The organism is Escherichia sp. S10b (assembly GCF_028421345.1).
In the GTDB taxonomy this organism is placed as follows: Bacteria; Pseudomonadota; Gammaproteobacteria; order Enterobacterales; family Enterobacteriaceae; genus ECMA0423.
This window is the reverse complement of the sequence record NZ_JAHZSO010000034.1, coordinates 1-19,864: the sequence shown is the minus strand read 5'-3', so window position 1 is coordinate 19,864 and position 19,864 is coordinate 1. Positions and strand designations below refer to the sequence as shown.

Genomic DNA, 19,864 nt, shown 5'->3' with positions numbered 1-19,864 from the left:
ATGGCCCCGGTTTTGTGAGTTAACGCTGCGGATTTTCATCCTGATCAACAGCAAAACAAGCTACCAGTTGACCGCCGTAGTCTTTTAGCTGCGGCTGCAACTGGGTGCAGGGGCCGAAGCGCCGACGACAGCGGGCGTTGAAGGCGCAACCCGGCGGTGGATTCAGCGGGCTTGGCAGTTCACCGGTGAGTTTGATGCGTTCGCGGCGATCGTCCGGGTTCAGGCGCGGCGTCGCGGAGAGTAGCGCCTGAGTGTACGGATGGCGCGGGTTATTGAAGATTTGGTCTTTCGTTCCCTTCTCCACGCAGCGGCCCAGGTACATCACCATCACTTCATCGGCAATGTGCTCCACCACCGACAGGTCGTGGGAGATAAAGACATAAGAAAGCCCCAGTTCCTGCTGTAAATCCATCATCAGATTCAGCACTTGCGCACGCACTGAGACGTCCAGCGCAGAAACCGGCTCATCGGCAATCACCACATCCGGGTCGAGCATCAGACCACGGGCAATAGCGATACGCTGACGTTGTCCGCCGGAGAACATATGCGGATAGCGGTCATAGTGCTCGGTTTTCAGGCCGACTTTCGCCATCATCGACAGGGCTTTTTCCCGACGCTGTTCTTTGCTTAAGCTGGTGTTAATAAGCAGCGGCTCTTCGAGAATTTGCCCAACTTTTTTACGCGGATTCAGCGAACCGTAAGGGTTCTGGAAGACGATCTGGATTTTCTGCCGACGCAGCTTCTGCGCCTGCGGATCGTGCTTAAGCAGATCCTGCCCCTGGTAATACAGCTCGCCACCGGTGGGCATTTCAATCATCGTCAGCAACCGACCGAGGGTCGATTTACCGCAGCCAGATTCGCCCACTACTGCCAGCGTTTTGCCACGTTCAAGGTTAAACGAAACGCCATCCAGCGCTTTAACCAGACGTTCCGGCGCGAACATGCCTTTCTTCACCGGATAATGTTTTTTCAGGTCGATAGCCTGCAACAGCGGTTGTTGCGAGGTGGCCTCTTGCGTACTCATAGTGTCGGCCTCCCGGCATCATCAAGTGGGTAATGGCATTTGGACTGACGCCCATCAGCGAGCATATTCAGCGCCGGTTCTTCAGCGCGACATCTGTCAGTGGCATAGGGGCAGCGCGGGTTAAGCAGGCAGCCGTTCGGGCGGTCGTACTTACCGGGAACGACACCTGGCAACGACGCCAGACGTTCTTTGTCCTGAGCAAATTCTGGCAGCGCACGCAGCAATGCCTGAGTATACGGGTGACGCGGCGCATGGAAGATGGCGTGCGCATCACCGGTTTCCACCACCTGGCCTGCATACATCACGATGATTTTATGTGCCGCTTCCGCCACCAGCGCCAGGTCATGGGTAATTAACACCAGCGCCATGTTCTCTTTCTGCTGTAGCTCCAGCAGTAGTTCGATGATTTGCGCCTGAATGGTCACGTCCAGCGCGGTGGTCGGTTCATCGGCAATCAGCAGTTTTGGCCGACAGGCAATCGCCATGGCGATCATCACGCGCTGGCTCATGCCGCCGGAAAGCTGATGCGGGTAAACATCCAGACGCGATGCCGGATCGGGAATACCGACCTGATTCAGCAGGTCAATCGCTCGCTGACGGCGGGTACTTTTGTTGCCGCCCTGATGCACCTTAATCGCTTCCATAATCTGGAAACCCACGGTGTAGCACGGGTTAAGGCTGGTCATCGGGTCCTGGAAGATCATCGCCACTTCGGCACCCACCAGGTTGCGGCGCTCTTTTTCTGAGATACGCTGCAAATCCTGGCCGTTAAACTCCAGTTTTTCTGCCATTACGCGGCCCGGATAATCAATCAGCCCCATAATCGCCAGTGAACTGACCGACTTACCGGAGCCGGACTCACCCACAATCCCGACCACTTCACCCTGTTTTACGCTGTAGCTGATGCGGTCTACGGCGCGGAACGGCGCGCTTTCGTCGCCGAAATGCACCGATAATTTATCTACATTTAATAACGCCATCTCGAACCTCTTACTGCTTCAGTTTGGGATCGAGCGCGTCACGCAGACCGTCACCCATCAGGTTAAATGCCAGCACCGTCAGCAGGATCGCCAGACCCGGGAAGGTCACGACCCACCAGGCGCTTTGCGCGAACTGCAACACGTCGGAGAGCATGGTGCCCCACTCAGGCGTTGGCGGCTGTGCCCCCATGCCGAGGAAACCAAGAGCAGCCATATCGAGAATGGCGTTAGAGAAACCGAGCGACGCCTGAACAATCAGCGGCGCAAGGCAGTTCGGGAAGATGTTAATAAACATCTGACGCATCGCCCCGGCACCCGCCACGCGAGACGCGGTGACGTAATCGCGGTTAACTTCCACCAGCACGGCGGCGCGGGTTAAGCGCACATAGTGCGGCAAGGCAACGAAGGTCAGTGCCAGCGCGGCGTTACCAATCGACGGGCCGAAAATTGCCACCAGCACCAGCGCCAGCAGCAGACTTGGCAGCGCCAGCATGATATCGACCACGCGCATAATGATGTTATCGACCAGGCCGCCAAAGTAACCGGCGATCAGGCCGAGAATAACGCCCATAATCAGCGATAACACAACTACCAGACAGCCAACCAGCAGCGACAGGCGCGCACCGTACATCAGGCGCGACAGCACATCACGGCCTACGTCATCGGTGCCCAGCAAGTGCGCCATGCTGCCGCCTTCCTGCCAGGCTGGCGGGGCGAGCAGTGCATCGCGGAACTGTTCCGCCGGGTTATAGGGTGCAATCCAGTTGGCAAAGATCGCGATGAACAGCACGATGACGACGTAAACCAGCCCGACGACCGCGCCTTTGTTGCGTTTAAAATAGTGCCAGAACTCCTGTAACGGGGTCATCGGCACCGGTGCGCTAATCACTTTATTTTCAGTAACCTGTGACATGATGTCCCCTTACTTCTTATGACGAATACGCGGGTTCACCACGCCGTACAGCAGATCGACCAGCAAGTTGACGAGGATAATCATCGTCGCCACCAGCAATACGCCGCCCTGCACTACCGGATAGTCGCGGCGTTGCAGTGCGTCAATCAACCAGCGTCCCAGACCGGGCCACGAGAAGATGGTTTCGGTCAGAATCGCCCCCGCCAGCAATGTTCCCACCTGCAGGCCGATAACGGTCACCACCGGCAGCATCGCGTTACGCAGCGCATGGACGATAATCACCCGCATGCGGGTTAGCCCTTTGGCGCGCGCGGTGCGGATGTAATCCTCGCCCAGCACTTCCAGCATCGAGGAGCGTGTCATACGCACAATGACCGCCAGCGGAATAGTACCCAGCACAATGGCAGGCAAGATCATATGGGCGACGGCATCGATAAAGTTGCCGTCTTCACCCCAGATGGCGGTGTCGATTAGCATAAAACCGGTTAACGGATTGGAGTCATCGAGGAACACCATATCACTCACGCGACCGGAGACGGGCGTCAGGTTCCAGTGCACCGAAACCAGCATGATCAGCATCATGCCCCACCAGAAGATCGGCATCGAGTAGCCGGTCAGCGCCAGGCCAACCGCTGTGTGATCGAAAATGGAACCGCGTTTAACCGCAGCCAGCACACCAACCGGAATACCGACTGCCGTAGCAAAAATCATCGCGCAGACGCCAAGTTCCAGCGTGGCCTGAAAGCGCGGCACGAACTCTTCCCATACTGGAATTCGGCTTTTCATTGAAATGCCTAGATCGCCGTGCATTACGCCCCAAATGTAATGGAGATACTGCTGCCACATCGGTTTATCTAAGCCGAGTTCAGCCAGCAGCTGCGCGTGACGCTCAGGGGAGATCCCACGTTCGCCTGCCATGATCATCACCGGATCGCCCGGGATCATGTGGACAAAGGCAAATGTGAGAAGGGTAATACCGATAAACGTGGGGATGACGAGTCCCAAACGTCGGAGAATAAACTGCAACATAACCCGGATTCTCTATAGTGACCCGCAGCCTGGAACTGCGTGTCTGTATTGCTCACAAATCAATTCCCGCCCTTGTCGGACAGAGAATGAAGTATTGCTGCCGGATGGCGCTGCACGCAGAGGCACAGCGCCACCGGGTATGGCTTTTAATTATTCGATAGAGACGTTTTCGAAGTGATGTTTGCCTAATGGATCAACCACATAGCCTTTAACTTCTTTGCGTACCGGTTCAAACACGGTGGAGTGAGCGATGATCAGTGCCGGAGCCTGATCGTGCATCACCACCTGCGCTTGCTTGTACAGTTCAACGCGTTTGTTATGGTCGTCGGTAGCACGCGCCGGTTGAATCAGATCTTCAAACGGTTTGTAGCACCATTTTGAGTAGTTGGAGCCTTGTTCAGAGGCGGCGCAGCTGAACAGGGTGGCGAAGAAGTTATCCGGATCCCCGTTATCGCCAGTCCAGCCCATCATTACCGTCTGGTGCTCGCCATCTTTCGCACGCTTGAGGTACTCACCCCATTCGTAGGTGACAATTTTGGCCTGCACGCCGACTTTCGCCCAGTCAGCCTGAATCATCTCCGCCATGCGGCGAGCGTTCGGGTTATATGGGCGCTGTACCGGCATCGCCCACAGGTCGATGGAGAAACCTTTTTCCAGACCCGCTTCTTTCAGCAAGGCTTTCGCTTTTTCAGGATCGTAGGTGTAATCCTGAACGTCGTCGTTATAGCCCCACATGGTTGGCGGGATCAGGTTTTTCGCTGATACACCCGCGCCCTGATAAACCGCTTTGATGATCGCGTCTTTGTTCACCGCGTAGGTCAGTGCCTGGCGAACTTTCACGTCATCCAGCGGTTTTTTCTGCACGTTATAGGAGAGGTAGCCGACGTTCAGCCCCGGCATTTCCATCAGGTTGATGGATTTATCCTGCTTCATGCGAGCGATGTCTGCCGGGTTCGGGTACGGCATCACCTGGCATTCATTCTTCTGCAATTTCGCATAACGCACGGAAGCGTCAGGAGTAATAGAGAAGACCAGCGTATCGATCTGCGGTTTGGTGCCCCAGTAGCCATCAAACGCTTTGTAGCGGATACGGGAGTCTTTTTGGTACTGCTGTAACTGGAACGGACCGGTGCCGATTGGGTTGAGGTCCAGTTTTTCCGGTGTACCGGCTTTCATCATCGCGTCAGCATATTCTTTTGACAGAATAGAGGCGAAGTCCATTGCCAGGTCAGCGAGGAACGGCGCTTCCGGGCGAGTCAGCACAAACTGAACGGTGTTGTCGTCCACCTTTTTCACTTCGCTGATCAGCTCCGGCAAGCCCATGCCTTCGAAGTATTCGTAGCTGCCGCCAGAAACTTTATGGTACGGGTTTTGCGCGTTTTTCTGACGATCAAACGAGAACACCACATCATCGGCGTTCAGTTCGCGCGTCGGTTTGAATTCTTTATTGTCGTGCCACTTCACACCTTTACGCAGATGGAAGGTATAGGTTTTACCGTCTTCGCTGACTTCCCACTTTTCAGCGAGGCCCGGGATCACTTCAGTGGTGCCGATTTTAAATTCAACCAGGCGGTTATAAAGCGGTACGGAAGAGGCGTCATAGGTGGTGCCGGAGGTAAACAGCTGCGGGTTAAACCCTTCCGGAGATCCTTCTGAGCAATAAACCAGAGTTTTAGCCTGAACACTTGCTGCGACGGTCATAGCCACCAGGCTGAGACCAAGCTTCAGCATCCCTGACTTTTTCAAGGAAATACGCATTATTCTGCTCCAATTGTGATGTTTGTTGTTTTAACCCTTTGCAGTGGGTTGTCGCTGCCTGACCTTTTTTGTTTTTTGCCCGGTCGGGTCAACGTTATGAGGTGGGGATGCCGTACTAATTAACATCAGTGTAACAGTGCGGATCCTCCATAAAATGCCCCTCGTGACCTACAATCTGTCAACAGAATGTGAAAACGTCAATACAGCCAACCGGGATTTACACCAACGGTGAGAATCCACAAACAAAGATTAAAAAAACTTCAAACAGCTATTTGCAGCAGAGAAATTTGTGCTACTCCAACATGACCAGAACAATCAGCTTAATATTTAGCAACATTTGGTGATTAAGTTTTATGCATTTAGTGAAAAAAATCTGAGGAAAAGGTGGATATCTGAGCGATTAATACCATGAACGCTAAAACGCACAGCGGAAAATGCCAGCGCCAGCCATAAGTAACGCAAAAAAAGATTTAAGCAAATATAAAAAAAGACAATGGTTTCTGTCACAAATCCGTTAATGGATAGTGAGATATGGGGCGCAAATTTGGCAGGGAAATGTGTGGCGTGTAGGTCGAATAAGGCGTTCACGCCGCATCCGACAATAAGTGCGGTGCCATTGCCTGATGCGACGCTGACGCGTCTTATCAGGCCTACGTCGAGTCGAACCTCCCTGCCCCCGGAGGTTCTCATCCTCATGAGCTGCAGATGCAAAAAAGCCTGCTCGTTGAGCAGGCTTTTCGAATTTGGTCGGTGATAGAGGATTACTCGCCACTTCGTGGCTCGCCCTGCGGGCCGTTGCTGGCGCAACGTTCTCTCGCTTCGCTCGAGTCGAACCTCCCAGCCCCCGGAGGTTCTCATCCTCATGGGCTTCAAATGCAAAAAAGCCTGCTCGCTGAGCAGGCTTTTCGAATTTGGTCGGTGATAGAGGATTACTCGCCACTTCGTGGCTCGCCCTGCGGGCCGTTGCTGGCGCAACGTTCTCTCGCTTCGCTCGAGTCGAACCTCCCTGCCCCCGGAGGTTCTCATCCTCATGAGCTGCAGATGCAAAAAAGCCTGCTCGTTGAGCAGGCTTTTCGAATTTGGTCGGTGATAGAGGATTCGAACCTCCGACCCCTTCGTCCCGAACGAAGTGCGCTACCAGGCTGCGCCAATCACCGAATGCGGGGCGCATCTTACTGCGCAGATACGCCCTCGTCAATCCCTTAATAGCAAAATGCCTTTTGATCGGCGAGAAAGTCAGCAGGCCGCTTAGTTAGCCGCTGCCTCTTTTGCCTGCGGGATGTGACACCAGTTGTTGTTTTCGTTAATTCCACCATCCGGTGAAGTATAGCCAAGACAACCCATGATGGTGTCGTACAGCTCTACGTGACGGCGTGGCACTTTCATGTCGGCTTCTTTTTTCAGCTGCGCAAACGCCTGCGCATTGGCCGGATTTTCCAGATATTTATCTGACATCCAGACCATCATCGGTACGCGGAACTGCTCCGGCGGTGCCAGTTCACGCGGCGTGCCGTGCAGGTGCTCGCGTTCATTAATTGACTCACCGTGGTCAGCTGCGTAGAACACAATCGCTTTCTTATCGCGAACCTGATCAATCACGCTGGAGATAAAGTGATCCACATAGGTCACCGAGTTGTCATAGGAGTTGATCATCTGCGCTTTGGTACAGCCGCTATCAACACCAATACATTCCGGCTTCCACTGCGCGAAGCTACGCGGATAACGCTGGGTGTAGTTAAAATGCGAACCTTTGGTATGCAGAATGATCAGATGCTTACCATCCGGGTTGCGCCCTAGCGATTGCTGCATTTCGTCTACCAGCAACATATCATCTACCGGCTTGCCACGATTACGTGGCTCCGCACCAATCTGCTCACGATAAGCAATGTTGTCCGCCATCGTGTTGCTGTAGAACCACATTTCGCTCTGCATAGCGTAGAGGTCAGAACTGAATCCTAACTGCTTCAGAACCGCGAAAATGTTCTGTTCTTTTAATGTGCGCTGCGGATTATCTTCCGCGCCCCCCTGACGTACAAACATGCAACGCAGTGAGAGTTTGGTTGCGGTATCACAGGAGTAACCACGGAACGCCGCCAGATTTTTCTCCTGGGCCAGTTTCGGCGTGGTATTACGCTCATAGCCGAAAATACCCATATGGTCCCAACGCGTGGTTTCACCGATGATAAACACGACATAAGTGTCATCAACGTTTTGCGGTGCCTGATAAGTGAATTTCTTCGCCGGATTAAGCAATGAATTATTATCGGAAGATTCATCGACCCGCGCCCAGGCATACAGCCCCAACGCAGAAAGCCAGTTTGATGGCAGATAAGAGTTCGCTACGACACCGCCATAACTCGGCAAATCAACGCCGGTCGCCCTCTCCACTTTCTTCTGCTGGATATCCAGCAAACGAATCGGTGCCCAAACCATAATACCCGCCAGTACGACGACCGCCAGGCTGCGAATACGCTGCCCTGGGGTTCGCAGTTGTCGGAGCAAGGTGTAGCGACAGCGGTTATTCCAGATAAGGATAAGAGGCAATGCACTAACGGCGATTAACCAGAGAATAAAGTTCAGACCAACAACTTCTTTTGACAGGTCGATATCGGTGGTCATGACGGAAGCGATGATGCCATAACCAATGACCACATTAAGGAAGGTCATGTAATAGCTGGCACCTGCGGAAAAGAGCACCACCAGCGACGCCAGAATACGCCAGCTGCGGCGGCCAAACAGCGATAGAAGACGTAGTAAAAAGAAGGTCACCAGTACGGTGGCGGCCAGTTCAACAACAGCAGAAACGCCTTTCCAGACGGTAAAATCGTGCGCATAGCTGCCGAAGCGGCGATAAAAAACCGCGCCATTCATAAAAAGGCCAATATAGATTGCAAGCAAAAAGCTCAGCTTCTGCTGTGTAATCGATTTGATGTATCTCATGCAAACAAACCCTGGACAAACAGGTGATAACACCCTGCTTAGCGGCTTTTCAGGCCCGGCAGGGGAAAAGTGCGGAGGTAGTCAGATAAGTAAAATCTACACGCGCGAATAAGTAGACCACAGCAAAGCGAAAAAGTGTGGGGAAAGAGTGTGCATGAAGCACAAATTTACAAAAATGCAAGTTTGAAAAGAGACTTTAGCGTTACAAAAAGCAGTAAAAAGGGCCAGTTAACTGGCCCAAATTTTACGAGTCATTGTTTATACATTTCGTTGATGCGTTTGATGCACACGGAAGCTGAAGCCCAGTAGCTCGCGGCTGAGCATTAAAGGGAGCCATGCGCCTCACGCAACATTTTCTGCTCTGGCTGACGAATCGTCGTAGAAAGCGCCAATGACAGAATCAGCAGGGCGAAAATCACGTAGAAGGTCACATAGAAACCGCCAAACAGTGAGGCGATAATCGAACCAAAAATGCTACCGATACCGAAACCGAGGTAAATCACACCGTAGTTTTTCGCCAGGTTATTGAGGCCGAAGAACTCACTGACCAGTGACGGAAAGACGGTAATAGTGCCGCCAAAGTTAAATGCCACGCAGGCAATCGCTGCAAAGAACGTCACTGCATTCAGTGGTGCAAACAGCAGGGCCGCCATACCCACTAGCGAAATCACCTGACCAATGGTGATAACACGGATACGGGCGATTTTGTCAGACAGTATCCCCAGAACCAGACGACCTGAAAGGTTGGCGATGGAAATAACAGTGACTGCATTAGCTGCGGAAACCACATCAAGGTGTGCCAGACTTTGGGCGATATCTTTCGCTACCCCAATCACGTACAGGCCGCTCATGCAGGCAGTCAGGAACATTACCGCTAACATCCAGTACTGCGGTTTACGCATCGACTCTGCCAGCGTGTAATCTTTCTCCACCACACCATTGCTGGTTTTCACTTCCTGTTTTGGTGCGTCTTTCATTAACGTTGCGCCGAAAACAATCATCACCAGCGCAATCGCTCCCCAAATCACAAAGGTTTTTTCCAGACCCACCGTTTCCAGCAGCTGCGTGTCGATAAATTTGAAACCCAGGCTACCCAGACCATAAGAACCGATAGCGAACGCGGATATCAGACCTTTACGCTCCGGGAACCACTTCACGCAGTTAGAGAGCGTCAGCAGGTAACCCGCGCCATCCGCCAGACCGACCAGCACACCGGCGCTTAACCACAGCATCATCAGGTTGTTGGAATGCGCGGTCAGGAAGAAGCCTAATCCCAGCAAAATGCCGGAAGCCATGGTGACGCGTTTAACGCCAAAACGTTCCTGCAATTTGCCCGCAACAGAAGACGAAATTGCCAGCCCCAGACTTAACAAGCCGAAAGAGAAAGCGACCTGGCTTACCGGCGCATCCAGCTTGGCAGAAAGCGCGCCATTAAACAGGCTCCAGGTATAAACCGACCCCAGTGCAAACTGGGTAATGATAGTACCGATGAGTGTCAGCCAGCGGGTACGCTGATAATTTGAAGGTGTCATGGCAGTATTCCTGCAGTAATAAAAAGGAAAAATCTCTGCCGACAACCATAACGAAGTGCATTTTATGCCTGGGGAAAAACGGCATGAAATGCCATCAGAACGGAATGAAATGCCTTAGTTCAGGAATGAATGACGCGACAATTATTCACCAAATTTATTATTTGGTAAGTTAGCACCCACTATCGCCACAACTGTTGTTATTCAATGGTTTCAATTGTGACTGTTACGTTAAAATCTGGCACTAACCCCCATCGTATACAGATAGTCGCTATTATTAGTGGTATTTTCTGCCTGAGTTAGCGCGGCATAGGCGGCAATATTTTGATTGAGCAACATATCAGCGCCTACGGTGACATCCAGCCAGTTGCCGTTCTGGTTTGTCGCCGTCATCCGGCTCAGGCCTGATTGCGCCTTCCAGATATTCTCGCCAAATTGCTGGTTATAGCTGATTTGCGCCCAGGGTCGGAGATCGCCAAGCCGGGAGTCAACACGCCAGCCTAAGCTACTCACGCTGGCATGCCATAACGGATCGGTCAGCGTGGTAGTACTGTCGCCAAACTCGTTATACATCGAGGTGGTTGTGCCATCGTAATGTAATGCCGCGACCGGGCCGGTTGTAACCTGTTCATATAAAGGAAAATTCCAGCCCATACTCATACTGCTGGTCACATCCACAGGAGTTTCTTCCGCCAGATTGACTTCCAGTCCCAGCGCCCTTTGGCTACTTTGAATACGTTGCGACAAAATATCGTTGTAATCAGGTTGATGATCACTATCCCAGGTGTAACGCTCTGTGGAATGTCCGGGTTGCGTATCAACGATATATTCTTGTTGCCAGGCGTAAGCTGTGTTGAGAAAAAAGGCACTGATTACCACGCTCGCCAGCAGGCTTAGCTGCCAGCGACCACCGCTTTTTTTTATGATCATTAACACGACTCCAGGGAAGAGCCGAATTCGGCAATATTATTGTCATTGTATGAAGGATATCGGGCATAGTAGCCCTGTATTAAATATTGACTTTTTCACCGATGCGTCAAGAAAAGCGGCTGAAATTTTTACGATCGGGTACATAGCGAGGGAAAGTATGGAACGTTGCGGCTGGGTGAGTCAGGACCCGCTTTATATTGCCTACCATGATAATGAATGGGGCGTGCCTGAAACTGACAGTAAAAAACTGTTCGAAATGATCTGCCTTGAAGGGCAGCAGGCTGGGTTATCGTGGATCACCGTCCTCAAAAAACGCGAAAACTATCGCGCCTGCTTTCATCAGTTCGATCCGGTGAAGGTCGCAGCAATGCAGGAAGAGGATGTCGAAAGACTGGTACAGGACGCCGGGATTATCCGCCATCGAGGGAAAATTCAGGCAATTATTGGTAATGCGCGGGCGTACCTGCAAATGGAACAGAACGGCGAACCGTTTGCCGACTTTGTCTGGTCGTTTGTAAATCATCAGCCACAGGTGACACAAGCCACAACGTTGAGCGAAATTCCCACATCTACATCCGCCTCCGACGCCCTATCTAAGGCACTGAAAAAACGTGGTTTTAAGTTTGTCGGCACCACAATCTGTTACTCCTTTATGCAGGCATGTGGGCTGGTGAATGATCATGTGGTTGGCTGCTGTTGCTATCCGGGAAATAAACCATGATTCGGGAAGCGCAACGTTCAGAACTCCCCGCGATCCTCGAACTGTGGCTGGAAAGTACAACCTGGGGGCATCCCTTTATAAAAGCGAATTACTGGCGTGACTGCATTCCGCTGGTGCGGGATGCCTATCTTGCCAACGCGCAAAACTGGGTCTGGGAAGAGGACGGTAAGCTTCTCGGTTTTGTCAGCATTATGGAAGGCCGATTTCTGGCAGCAATGTTTGTCGCACCGAAGGCCGTCAGACGCGGTATTGGTAAGGCGCTGATGCAGTATGTGCAGCAGCGCTATCCCCATCTGATGCTGGAGGTTTATCAAAAAAATCAACCGGCGATAGATTTTTACCGTGCGCAGGGTTTTCACATTGTCGATTGCGCATGGCAGGATGAAACCCAACTACCCACCTGGATTATGAGCTGGCCGGTGGTTCAAACGCTGTAAGTGTCAGTTCCGGACCGTTGTATTTTTCCAGCCATGCCAGCGCCGTATTACCCGCACAGCCATTCCCCAGCCGCGAGCTGGGGAGATCTTTGGTCAGCACGTTCACTGCGCCGTTTTTACAAATACCGTCAGCGGTTAAATCCAGATCCGGCCATGCCCCTTCGTGAATGCAAATCACGCCAGGTTTAATTCCCTCGCTAATGACCGCTCCGGCAAGGATCTGCCCACGGGAGTTCCACACCCGCACCATATCCCCTTCGGTTATGCCGCGCGCCTGAGCATCGTCAGGATGAATGGTGACAGGCTCACGGTTTGCTACCGCGTACAATTCGCGCAGAGAACTGTAATTCAGCTGGCTGTGCAGGCGGTGCGCCGGATGGGCAGAAAGTACCTGCAACTGTTCTGGTTCGGCATTGCCCTGCCATTCGTCCGGCTCCAGCCACATTGGATGCCCAGGGCAATCCGGGTAACCGTAATCGGCAATACGCTGTGAGAAGATTTCAATCTTGCCGCTGGCGGTTTTTAACGGATGCGCCAGCGGATCGCGGCAAAAATCAGCGAAGCGAATAAACCGCTCGCTGTCCGGGTTTTCCGGCATCTCAATTAACTGGTTGGCTTGCCAGAACTCAGCAAATGGCGGCAATTCAACCTGCTGGCTTGCCCCGCGCTGCCGGGCAACGTTATAAAACGTTTCCAGCCATTGCAGCTGACTTTTTCCTTCCGTAAACCGCGCATAGCCGCCCTTCTCCCAACGTTCACTCAACTCGGCAAAAACATCAAAATCATTACGCGCTTCATAGCGTGGCGGCACCACTTGCTTCATCGGCACCAGATGCTGATTACTGTAATCACCGGTCATGGTGAGATCATTACGCTCAAAAGAGGTAGTCGCAGGCAGAACGATATCCGCGTGTTTCGCCGCCGCCGTCCAGAAGCATTCAGAGATCACCACCAGCTCCGGTTTTTGCCAGGCACGGATCAGACGATTGGTATCCTGATGATGAGTAAAGTTGGCACCGCCCGCCCACCAGATAAAACGAATATCCGGGAAATGTCGGTTCATACCGTTGTGTTGATATGCGCCACCAGGGTTTTCCAGTGCTTCAACAATGCGGGCAACAGGGATTTTATCCACCGCATCGCAGCCACCCGGCAAGCTGCCCTGCATGGAAGAGAGCACCGCAGAACGCCGCGTGGGGTTACCACCATTGGCAAAATGATAAGAAAGACCAAAACCGCCGCCGGGTGTGCCGATTTGCCCCAACATTGCCGCCAGCGTGACGATCATCCAGTGTTTTTGCTCACCAAACTGTTGGCGCTGCATTCCCCAGCCAGCCATCAGCATGGTCGTGTTTTGGTGGAAAAGAGCCGCCAGCTCGCGGATTTTCGCTGCGTTAACCCCACAAATCTCTGCCGCCCATTCGGCGTTTTTCGCTATTCCGTCACTCTCGCCCAGCAAATAAGAGGCGAAGACGGCATAACCTGTGGTGCAACGCGTCAGAAACGCTTCGTCGTGCCAACCATTTTCCACCAGCGTATGGGCGATCCCCAGCATCAGCGCAACATCGGTGCCCATGTGCGGTGCCACCCACTCCATTTTATCGCCAAAGAAATCGACGGTTTCCGATCGCATTGGATCAATACAGATCAGCTTTTTCCCGCTGTCACGCAGTGCGGAAAAGTAAGAAAGCCCCTGCTCATCAGATGCATTCCACGCAATTTTCAGCGTATTGAGTGGGTTAGCACTCCACAACACCACGACATCGCTATGTTCCAGCACCAGCGGCCAACTGGTTTGCTGTTGATAAACTTCGCTACCACCCACGACATACGGCATGATCGCCTGTGCCGCGCCGGTCGAATAATCCCCCAGATGCCCGGTATAACCGCCTGCCAGCGCCATATAGCGTTGTAATAATGTCGAGGCCTTATGCAGCACGCCGTTTGAACGCCAGCCGTAGGAACCAGCAAAAATCGATGCCGGACCATAAGCCTCACGAATGCGTTTATGTTGTTGGTGAATAAGATCCAGCGCCTCATCCCAACTCACGCGAACAAATTCATCCTGCCCACGAATGCCTTGCGGATTTTCCGGTGACGCAAGAAAGCCTTTGCGCACCATTGGAAATCGTACCCGTGTATTGCTGTGAACCTGGTCGCGAACCGCGCTCTGCAAGGAGTTTTCCATTCCTGTGGCTAACGCGCCATGCGAGCTAAACACGGTTTCGCCGTCGGTTTCAACCAGCATGGGCCCCCAATGGGCGGCAGTCAGAACGGAATATCGTGAGGATGAGTTGGCCAAACCGAAAACTCCTGAAAGGTTAGATGTATTGAGCAGTTAAATATTACTTACAAATTTCCGAGTATTCCCAGGAATAATCTTCATGTTCACGCGGCATAATCTCCCGCCACGGAACCCGTGGCAAAGAATAAAAAGGTTATTAAGGATTAACAATGAAGAAACGTGTTTATCTTATTGCCGCCGTAGTGAGTGGCGCTCTGGCGGTATCTGGCTGCACAACTAACCCTTACACCGGCGAACGCGAAGCAGGTAAATCTGCTATCGGCGCAGGTCTGGGCTCTCTCGTGGGCGCGGGTATTGGTGCGCTCTCTTCTTCGAAGAAAGATCGCGGTAAAGGCGCGCTGATTGGCGCAGCAGCAGGCGCAGCTCTGGGCGGCGGCGTGGGTTATTACATGGATGTGCAGGAAGCGAAGCTGCGTGACAAAATGCGCGGCACTGGTGTTAGCGTAACCCGCAGCGGGGATAACATTATCCTCAATATGCCGAACAATGTGACCTTCGACAGCAGCAGCGCGACCCTGAAACCTGCGGGCGCTAACACCCTGACCGGCGTGGCAATGGTGCTGAAAGAGTATCCGAAAACGGCGGTTAACGTGATTGGTTATACCGACAGCACGGGTGGTCACGACCTGAACATGCGTCTCTCCCAGCAACGTGCGGATTCCGTTGCCAGCGCGTTGATCACCCAGGGCGTGGACGCCAGCCGCATCCGTACTCAGGGCCTTGGCCCGGCTAACCCAATCGCCAGCAACAGCACCGCAGAAGGTAAGGCGCAAAACCGCCGTGTAGAAATTACCTTAAGCCCGCTGTAATCCCTTTCATGCCAGGTGATGCAGAAATCACCTGGCATTCTTCAGTTTTCCTTCATCATATTTCAGGCTAAGGTGATCGCCTTATCAGTGAATGGAGAGAAGCATGAAGCCGTCCGTTATCCTCTACAAAGCCTTACCTGATGATTTACTGCAACGCCTGCAAGAGCATTTCACCGTTCACCAGGTGGCAAACCTCAGCCCACAAACCGTCGAACAAAATGCAGCAATTTTTGCCGAAGCTGAAGGTTTACTGGGTTCAAACGAGAATGTTGATGCCGCATTGCTGGAAAAAATGCCGAAACTGCGTGCCACATCAACGATCTCCGTCGGCTATGACAATTTTGATGTCGATGCGCTTACCGCCCGAAAAATTCTGCTGATGCACACGCCAACCGTATTAACAGAAACCGTCGCCGATACGCTGATGGCGCTGGTGTTGTCTACCGCTCGTCGGGTTGTGGAGGTAGCAGAACGGGTAAAAGCAGGCGAATGGACCGCGAGCATAGGCCCGGACTGGTACGGCACTGACGTTCACCATAAAACACTGGGCATTGTCGGGATGGGACGGATCGGTATGGCGCTGGCACAACGTGCGCACTTTGGCTTCAACATGCCCATCCTCTATAACGCGCGCCGCCACCATAAAGAAGCAGAAGAACGCTTCAACGCCCGCTACTGCGATTTGGATACTCTGTTACAAGAGTCAGATTTCGTTTGCCTGATCCTGCCGTTAACTGATGAGACGCATCATCTGTTTGGCGCAGAACAATTCGCCAAAATGAAATCCTCCGCCATTTTCATTAATGCCGGACGTGGCCCGGTGGTTGATGAAAATGCACTGATTGCTGCATTGCAGAAAGGCGAAATTCACGCCGCCGGGCTGGATGTCTTCGAACAAGAGCCACTGTCCGTAGATTCGCCGTTGCTCTCAATGGCCAACGTCGTCGCAGTACCGCATATTGGATCTGCCACCCATGAGACGCGTTATGGCATGGCCGCCTGTGCCGTGGATAATTTGATTGATGCGTTACAAGGAAAGGTTGAGAAGAACTGTGTGAATCCGCACGTCGCGGACTAAGCCGCGACTGCGTGAAGTAAAGCCCGATAATCGCTCGGGCTTTTACTCTTTATTGGGTTGCAGTAACTGCTGTAGTCCAGGCCTGATTAAACGCCTGATGTTGTGCCGGTAATGGCGCAATCAGTTTGTTATATTCACTTGCCTGCTGTGAAGTCGGGAACTGGATGCCATTTGCGACAAAGCTCACCTGAGTACCTTGCTGAGCAATGTAGTCTCCAACCATCACCAGTTGTTGCGTGAAAGTTTGTGCAGCCGGAATCAACGGTTGCAATGCATCAGCTGGCGTCGTTACCACTTTGGTGAATGCCTGATCAAAGACCGGTTTCAAATCATCGGTCTGTTTTAGCGCAGAGTGCGCAGCATCGGCCTGCAACTTCGCATTTTGCAGTTGTTGCGCCAGCACACCCAGCGAACCGTTCATTTCACGCAGCGGACCGCTTTGCGTAACGTAATCCTGCGGTACGCGAATTGCGTTAACGCTGTCTACGACCGGGCGCAGACCGGAATCCATCGCCTGATTCACCTGCTGAGAATAACCATACAGAATCGCGTAATCAGAGACAAAAGGACCAAACTGTTTTTTCTGATCGGCAGTCAGGGTTGGTAGACGTTCACCGCTACGCATCACTGTATTCTGCAGGAAGTCGATAAACGCTTTACGCTGATCGCCTTCTTTATCAAAACACCCACTCAGGCTAACTACCATTAATAACGCCGCAAGAGGCGCAAACCAGCGAGAGCAGGACTTTCCTGTCGCCATTTTCTTACTCCTTTCACCCAAAAAAAGCGCACAACGACACACGCGTGTCTGACGTGACAAGGATAGTCCAGGACAGGCTTGCAGGATACCCTTTCTACGTAATCTTCCTGGTAAAATCATGGAGAAAATGAAACAAGGTTAATTTGTTGTTTCATTGTTAAAAAATGATAGTGCCGTTGCCTTTTTTGTAGCCAGAGATTTACGCCTTCGCAGAAGGTTAGATTTTCGAAATCTTTACAAAACAGGAGTGGTAAGAGATATATCGGCATTTATCAGATCGTTAGGTGGCTATAAGTCACGCTAAATGACAGGCTGAATCGAATCATAGCCAGAGCATGCCCTGACTTCACCCCGCTGTGTCTGCTTTTCCCGACTATTCTTAATGAGCTTCGATGCAATTCACGATCCCGCAGTGTGATTTGAGGAGTTTTCAATGGAATATAAAGATCCAATGCATGAGCTGTTGAGCAGCCTGGAACAGATTGTTTTTAAAGATGAAACGCAGAAAATTACCCTGACGCACAGAACAACGTCCTGTACCGAAATTGAGCAGTTACGAAAAGGGACAGGGTTAAAAATCGATGATTTCGCCCGGGTTTTGGGCGTATCAGTCGCCATGGTAAAGGAATGGGAATCCAGACGCGTGAAGCCTTCAAGTGCCGAACTAAAATTGATGCGTTTGATTCAAGCCAACCCGGCATTAAGTAAGCAGTTGATGGAATAGACTTTTATCCACTTTATTGCTGTTTACGGTCCTGATGACAGGACCGTTTTCCAACCGATTAATCATAAATATGAAAAATAATTGTTGCATCACCCGCCAATGCGTGGCTTAATGCACATCAACGGTTTGACGTACAGACCATTAAAGCAGTGTAGTAAGGCAAGTCCCTTCAAGAGTTATCGTTGATACCCCTCGTAGTGCACATTCCTTTAACGCTTCAAAATCTGTAAAGCACGCCATATCGCCGAAAGGCACACTTAATTATTAAAGGTAATACACTATGTCCGGTAAAATGACTGGTATCGTAAAATGGTTCAACGCTGACAAAGGCTTCGGCTTCATCACTCCTGACGATGGCTCTAAAGACGTGTTCGTACACTTCTCTGCTATCCAGAACGATGGTTACAAATCTCTGGACGAAGGTCAGAAAGTGTCCTTCACCATCGAAAGCGGCGCTAAAGGCCCGGCAGCTGGTAACGTAACCAGCCTGTAATCTCTGCTTAAAAGCACAGAATCTAAGATCCCTGCCATTTGGCGGGGATTTTTTTATTTGTTTTTCAGGAAATAAATAATCGATCGCGTAATAAAATCTAGTATTATTTTTGTGAAAAATAAATTTGGGTGCAATGAGAATGCGCAACGCCGTAAGAAAGGCGGGAATAACTTCCCGCCGAAGACTCTTACTCTTTTAAATTGCAGGCTAAAAATGCCGCCAGCTCATAACTCCCCTGTTTAATATGCAATTCACACAGTGAATCTCTTATCATCCAGGTGAAAAATAAAAGCGTGAAACAAATCACTATTAAAGAAAGTAATCTATATTTCTGCGGCATTCCCAGCCCCCTGTGTTGATTTCCAACGAGTAAGAGGCTAACCTTATGGTGTTCAGGCATAGGGTAGCCTCACTTTGTACTGACCCCAAAAAGTTGGACAGTTAAACACGAGGCATATAGGTCTGATTCCGATATTCAATTGGAGTCAGACCTTTTAATTTCAGGCTAATTCTTCTGCTGTTGTAGTATTCAATATATTCCGTAACAGCATCCTTCAGTTCGCTTATATTACTGAACTCATCAAGATAAAAACACTCCGACTTTAAGGTTCCAAAGAAACACTCCACCACAGCATTATCCAGACAATTGCCTTTTCTGGACATGCTTTGTTTAATACCATGTTCTTTAAGGATATTTTGATATCTTCTCATACGATACTGCCATCCCTGGTCAGAGTGCAGAACAGGATGCTCGTGAGGATTAAGCTTTTTGAATGCCTGATCGAGCATATTCTCAACCATGTTCATCACTGGTCTTTCCGAAAGGCTGTAAGAAATAACTTCGTTGTTGAAGAGATCTATTACTGGAGACAAATACAGCTTGCGCCCATTGACTGCAAATTCAGTAACATCGGTAACCCACTTCTCGTTTGGCCGCGTAGCCTTGAAATCTCTTTGGAGAACATTAGGGGCGGTTTGCCCTACCTCTCCTCTGTAAGAGCGGTATCGCTTGACCTTAATCGCTGCTTTAAGTGAGAGGGTTCCCATCAGGCGCTGAACAGCTTTATGGTTAATCTGTTTCCCTTCTCGATGAAGAGACAGCGTTACCCTACGGTATCCGTATCGGCCTCTATTCTCGTGATAAATCTCACTAATACGCTTTTTAACGTCCGCATACTTGTCAGGCTTGCTGAGAGCCTTTAGATGATAATAAAACGTACTGCGCGGTATCTCCGCAGCCCTGAGAAGCTCATCAAGAGGATAAAACTGCCTTAGCTCGTTGAGTACTTTCACTTTTTCGTGGGATGAGCTAAGGCTTTCAGCTTTTTTAGATACATAAGCCGCGTTTCAAGAAATCGAACTTGCCTTTCAAGATCCTCAATGCGTCGGTCTTTTGACAGCTCCAATGCTGATGCCGCTTTTTCTGGATCAACT

Annotated in this window: 18 protein-coding genes, 1 tRNA gene, 2 other RNA genes and 1 pseudogene; 7 read left to right on the top strand and 15 right to left on the bottom strand. The window is 51.3% G+C overall.

All coding sequences use genetic code 11. The features are described from left to right. Nucleotides 1–19: 19 nt before the first annotated feature. The 11 genes from dppF to FTE26_RS02410 form a co-directional block, all read right to left on the bottom strand. Entirely contained in the window at nt 20–1,024 is a 1,005-nt protein-coding gene (dppF, locus tag FTE26_RS02460) for a dipeptide ABC transporter ATP-binding subunit DppF (protein ID WP_000107026.1), read from the bottom strand. Next, a complete protein-coding gene (gene dppD, locus FTE26_RS02455; RefSeq protein WP_001196486.1) occupies nt 1,021–2,004 on the bottom strand; it encodes a dipeptide ABC transporter ATP-binding protein in 984 nt (327 codons plus the stop codon). The genes dppF and dppD overlap by 4 nt, the downstream gene beginning before the upstream one ends. Before the next feature lie 10 nt (nt 2,005–2,014). Continuing rightward, nucleotides 2,015–2,917, bottom strand: a complete 903-nt coding sequence (gene dppC / locus FTE26_RS02450; RefSeq protein ID WP_000084677.1) for a dipeptide ABC transporter permease DppC — start codon at nt 2,915–2,917, stop codon at nt 2,015–2,017. Nucleotides 2,918–2,926: 9 nt separating this feature from the next. Next, complete coding sequence (dppB, locus tag FTE26_RS02445) at nt 2,927–3,946, bottom strand: dipeptide ABC transporter permease DppB (protein ID WP_000938855.1); 1,020 nt, start codon at nt 3,944–3,946, stop codon at nt 2,927–2,929. A gap of 150 nt (nt 3,947–4,096) precedes the next feature. Next, nucleotides 4,097–5,704, bottom strand: a complete 1,608-nt coding sequence (gene dppA / locus FTE26_RS02440) for a dipeptide ABC transporter substrate-binding protein DppA (protein ID WP_001222883.1) — start codon at nt 5,702–5,704, stop codon at nt 4,097–4,099. A 744-nt stretch (nt 5,705–6,448) separates the two neighbouring features. Beyond that, nucleotides 6,449–6,582: non-coding RNA, RtT sRNA (locus FTE26_RS02435), on the bottom strand. Between the two features lie 34 nt (nt 6,583–6,616). Next, nucleotides 6,617–6,750: non-coding RNA, RtT sRNA (locus tag FTE26_RS02430), on the bottom strand. A 34-nt stretch (nt 6,751–6,784) separates the two neighbouring features. Next, nucleotides 6,785–6,861: transfer RNA gene (locus FTE26_RS02425), tRNA-Pro, on the bottom strand. A gap of 91 nt (nt 6,862–6,952) precedes the next feature. Then, nucleotides 6,953–8,644: a kdo(2)-lipid A phosphoethanolamine 7''-transferase gene (gene eptB, locus FTE26_RS02420; protein ID WP_001269222.1), complete on the bottom strand. Its 1,692-nt coding sequence runs from the start codon at nt 8,642–8,644 to the stop codon at nt 6,953–6,955. A 323-nt stretch (nt 8,645–8,967) separates the two neighbouring features. Then, entirely contained in the window at nt 8,968–10,176 is a 1,209-nt protein-coding gene (locus FTE26_RS02415; protein WP_000189037.1) for an L-lactate MFS transporter, read from the bottom strand. Nucleotides 10,177–10,404: 228 nt separating this feature from the next. Next, entirely contained in the window at nt 10,405–11,103 is a 699-nt protein-coding gene (locus tag FTE26_RS02410; RefSeq protein ID WP_001296791.1) for an autotransporter outer membrane beta-barrel domain-containing protein, read from the bottom strand. A gap of 157 nt (nt 11,104–11,260) precedes the next feature. Here FTE26_RS02410 and tag point away from each other — a divergent pair, with 157 nt between their 5' ends. Continuing rightward, nucleotides 11,261–11,824: a DNA-3-methyladenine glycosylase I gene (gene tag / locus FTE26_RS02405; protein ID WP_000438953.1), complete on the top strand. Its 564-nt coding sequence runs from the start codon at nt 11,261–11,263 to the stop codon at nt 11,822–11,824. Continuing rightward, entirely contained in the window at nt 11,821–12,261 is a 441-nt protein-coding gene (locus FTE26_RS02400) for an N-acetyltransferase (RefSeq protein ID WP_000617478.1), read from the top strand. The genes tag and FTE26_RS02400 overlap by 4 nt, the downstream gene beginning before the upstream one ends. On the opposite strand, the gene bisC is transcribed toward FTE26_RS02400, so the two are convergent. Then, nucleotides 12,230–14,563 carry a biotin sulfoxide reductase gene (gene bisC, locus FTE26_RS02395; protein WP_000013916.1) on the bottom strand — a complete coding sequence of 778 codons (2,334 nt, stop codon included), beginning with the start codon at nt 14,561–14,563 and terminating at the stop codon, nt 12,230–12,232. The genes FTE26_RS02400 and bisC overlap by 32 nt on opposite strands. Before the next feature lie 152 nt (nt 14,564–14,715). On the opposite strand from bisC, the gene FTE26_RS02390 reads away from it, so the two are divergent. Beyond that, on the top strand, nt 14,716–15,375 hold the full coding sequence (locus FTE26_RS02390; RefSeq protein ID WP_000747625.1) for an OmpA family lipoprotein: 660 nt from the start codon (nt 14,716–14,718) through the stop codon (nt 15,373–15,375). Between the two features lie 103 nt (nt 15,376–15,478). After that, entirely contained in the window at nt 15,479–16,453 is a 975-nt protein-coding gene (gene ghrB, locus FTE26_RS02385) for a glyoxylate/hydroxypyruvate reductase GhrB (protein WP_000805027.1), read from the top strand. 49 nt (nt 16,454–16,502) lie between these two features. On the opposite strand, the gene FTE26_RS02380 is transcribed toward ghrB, so the two are convergent. After that, on the bottom strand, nt 16,503–17,213 hold the full coding sequence (locus tag FTE26_RS02380) for a DUF3053 domain-containing protein (RefSeq protein WP_000190517.1): 711 nt from the start codon (nt 17,211–17,213) through the stop codon (nt 16,503–16,505). A 433-nt stretch (nt 17,214–17,646) separates the two neighbouring features. Between FTE26_RS02380 and FTE26_RS02375 the strand changes: the two genes are divergently transcribed. The 3 genes from FTE26_RS02375 to FTE26_RS02365 all read left to right on the top strand — a co-directional run bounded on the left by FTE26_RS02375 (nt 17,647) and on the right by FTE26_RS02365 (nt 18,629). After that, the gene (locus FTE26_RS02375; protein WP_000455798.1) at nt 17,647–17,937 is read left to right on the top strand and encodes an HTH-type transcriptional regulator; all 291 of its coding nucleotides are present in this window, start codon (nt 17,647–17,649) and stop codon (nt 17,935–17,937) included. A gap of 280 nt (nt 17,938–18,217) precedes the next feature. Beyond that, nucleotides 18,218–18,430 carry a transcription antiterminator/RNA stability regulator CspE gene (gene cspE / locus FTE26_RS02370; RefSeq protein WP_000014594.1) on the top strand — a complete coding sequence of 71 codons (213 nt, stop codon included), beginning with the start codon at nt 18,218–18,220 and terminating at the stop codon, nt 18,428–18,430. A 139-nt stretch (nt 18,431–18,569) separates the two neighbouring features. Continuing rightward, nucleotides 18,570–18,629: a hypothetical protein gene (locus tag FTE26_RS02365; RefSeq protein ID WP_212591412.1), complete on the top strand. Its 60-nt coding sequence runs from the start codon at nt 18,570–18,572 to the stop codon at nt 18,627–18,629. On the opposite strand, the gene hokA is transcribed toward FTE26_RS02365, so the two are convergent. Both hokA and FTE26_RS02355 read right to left on the bottom strand, forming a co-directional pair. Next, a complete protein-coding gene (gene hokA, locus FTE26_RS02360; protein ID WP_001135738.1) occupies nt 18,618–18,770 on the bottom strand; it encodes a type I toxin-antitoxin system toxin HokA in 153 nt (50 codons plus the stop codon). The two genes, FTE26_RS02365 and hokA, sit on opposite strands and share 12 nt — an antisense overlap. A 101-nt stretch (nt 18,771–18,871) precedes the next feature. Next, nucleotides 18,872–19,864, bottom strand: a pseudogene (locus FTE26_RS02355) (IS3-like element IS150 family transposase); the annotation flags it as partial.

What these genes read in the sequence shown, in the direction of transcription:
- dppF (WP_000107026.1), bottom strand. Translation starts at nt 1,024, where the DNA reads ATGAGTACGCAAGAGGCCACCTCGCAACAACCGCTGTTGCAGGCTATC.
- FTE26_RS02400 (WP_000617478.1), top strand. Translation starts at nt 11,821, where the DNA reads ATGATTCGGGAAGCGCAACGTTCAGAACTCCCCGCGATCCTCGAACTG.
- cspE (WP_000014594.1), top strand. Translation starts at nt 18,218, where the DNA reads ATGTCCGGTAAAATGACTGGTATCGTAAAATGGTTCAACGCTGACAAA.
- dppA (WP_001222883.1), bottom strand. Translation starts at nt 5,704, where the DNA reads ATGCGTATTTCCTTGAAAAAGTCAGGGATGCTGAAGCTTGGTCTCAGC.
- FTE26_RS02390 (WP_000747625.1), top strand. Translation starts at nt 14,716, where the DNA reads ATGAAGAAACGTGTTTATCTTATTGCCGCCGTAGTGAGTGGCGCTCTG.
- tag (WP_000438953.1), top strand. Translation starts at nt 11,261, where the DNA reads ATGGAACGTTGCGGCTGGGTGAGTCAGGACCCGCTTTATATTGCCTAC.
- FTE26_RS02410 (WP_001296791.1), bottom strand. Translation starts at nt 11,103, where the DNA reads ATGATCATAAAAAAAAGCGGTGGTCGCTGGCAGCTAAGCCTGCTGGCG.
- dppC (WP_000084677.1), bottom strand. Translation starts at nt 2,917, where the DNA reads ATGTCACAGGTTACTGAAAATAAAGTGATTAGCGCACCGGTGCCGATG.
- FTE26_RS02415 (WP_000189037.1), bottom strand. Translation starts at nt 10,176, where the DNA reads ATGACACCTTCAAATTATCAGCGTACCCGCTGGCTGACACTCATCGGT.
- dppD (WP_001196486.1), bottom strand. Translation starts at nt 2,004, where the DNA reads ATGGCGTTATTAAATGTAGATAAATTATCGGTGCATTTCGGCGACGAA.
- FTE26_RS02375 (WP_000455798.1), top strand. Translation starts at nt 17,647, where the DNA reads ATGGAATATAAAGATCCAATGCATGAGCTGTTGAGCAGCCTGGAACAG.
- FTE26_RS02380 (WP_000190517.1), bottom strand. Translation starts at nt 17,213, where the DNA reads ATGGCGACAGGAAAGTCCTGCTCTCGCTGGTTTGCGCCTCTTGCGGCG.
- hokA (WP_001135738.1), bottom strand. Translation starts at nt 18,770, where the DNA reads ATGCCGCAGAAATATAGATTACTTTCTTTAATAGTGATTTGTTTCACG.
- dppB (WP_000938855.1), bottom strand. Translation starts at nt 3,946, where the DNA reads ATGTTGCAGTTTATTCTCCGACGTTTGGGACTCGTCATCCCCACGTTT.
- ghrB (WP_000805027.1), top strand. Translation starts at nt 15,479, where the DNA reads ATGAAGCCGTCCGTTATCCTCTACAAAGCCTTACCTGATGATTTACTG.
- eptB (WP_001269222.1), bottom strand. Translation starts at nt 8,644, where the DNA reads ATGAGATACATCAAATCGATTACACAGCAGAAGCTGAGCTTTTTGCTT.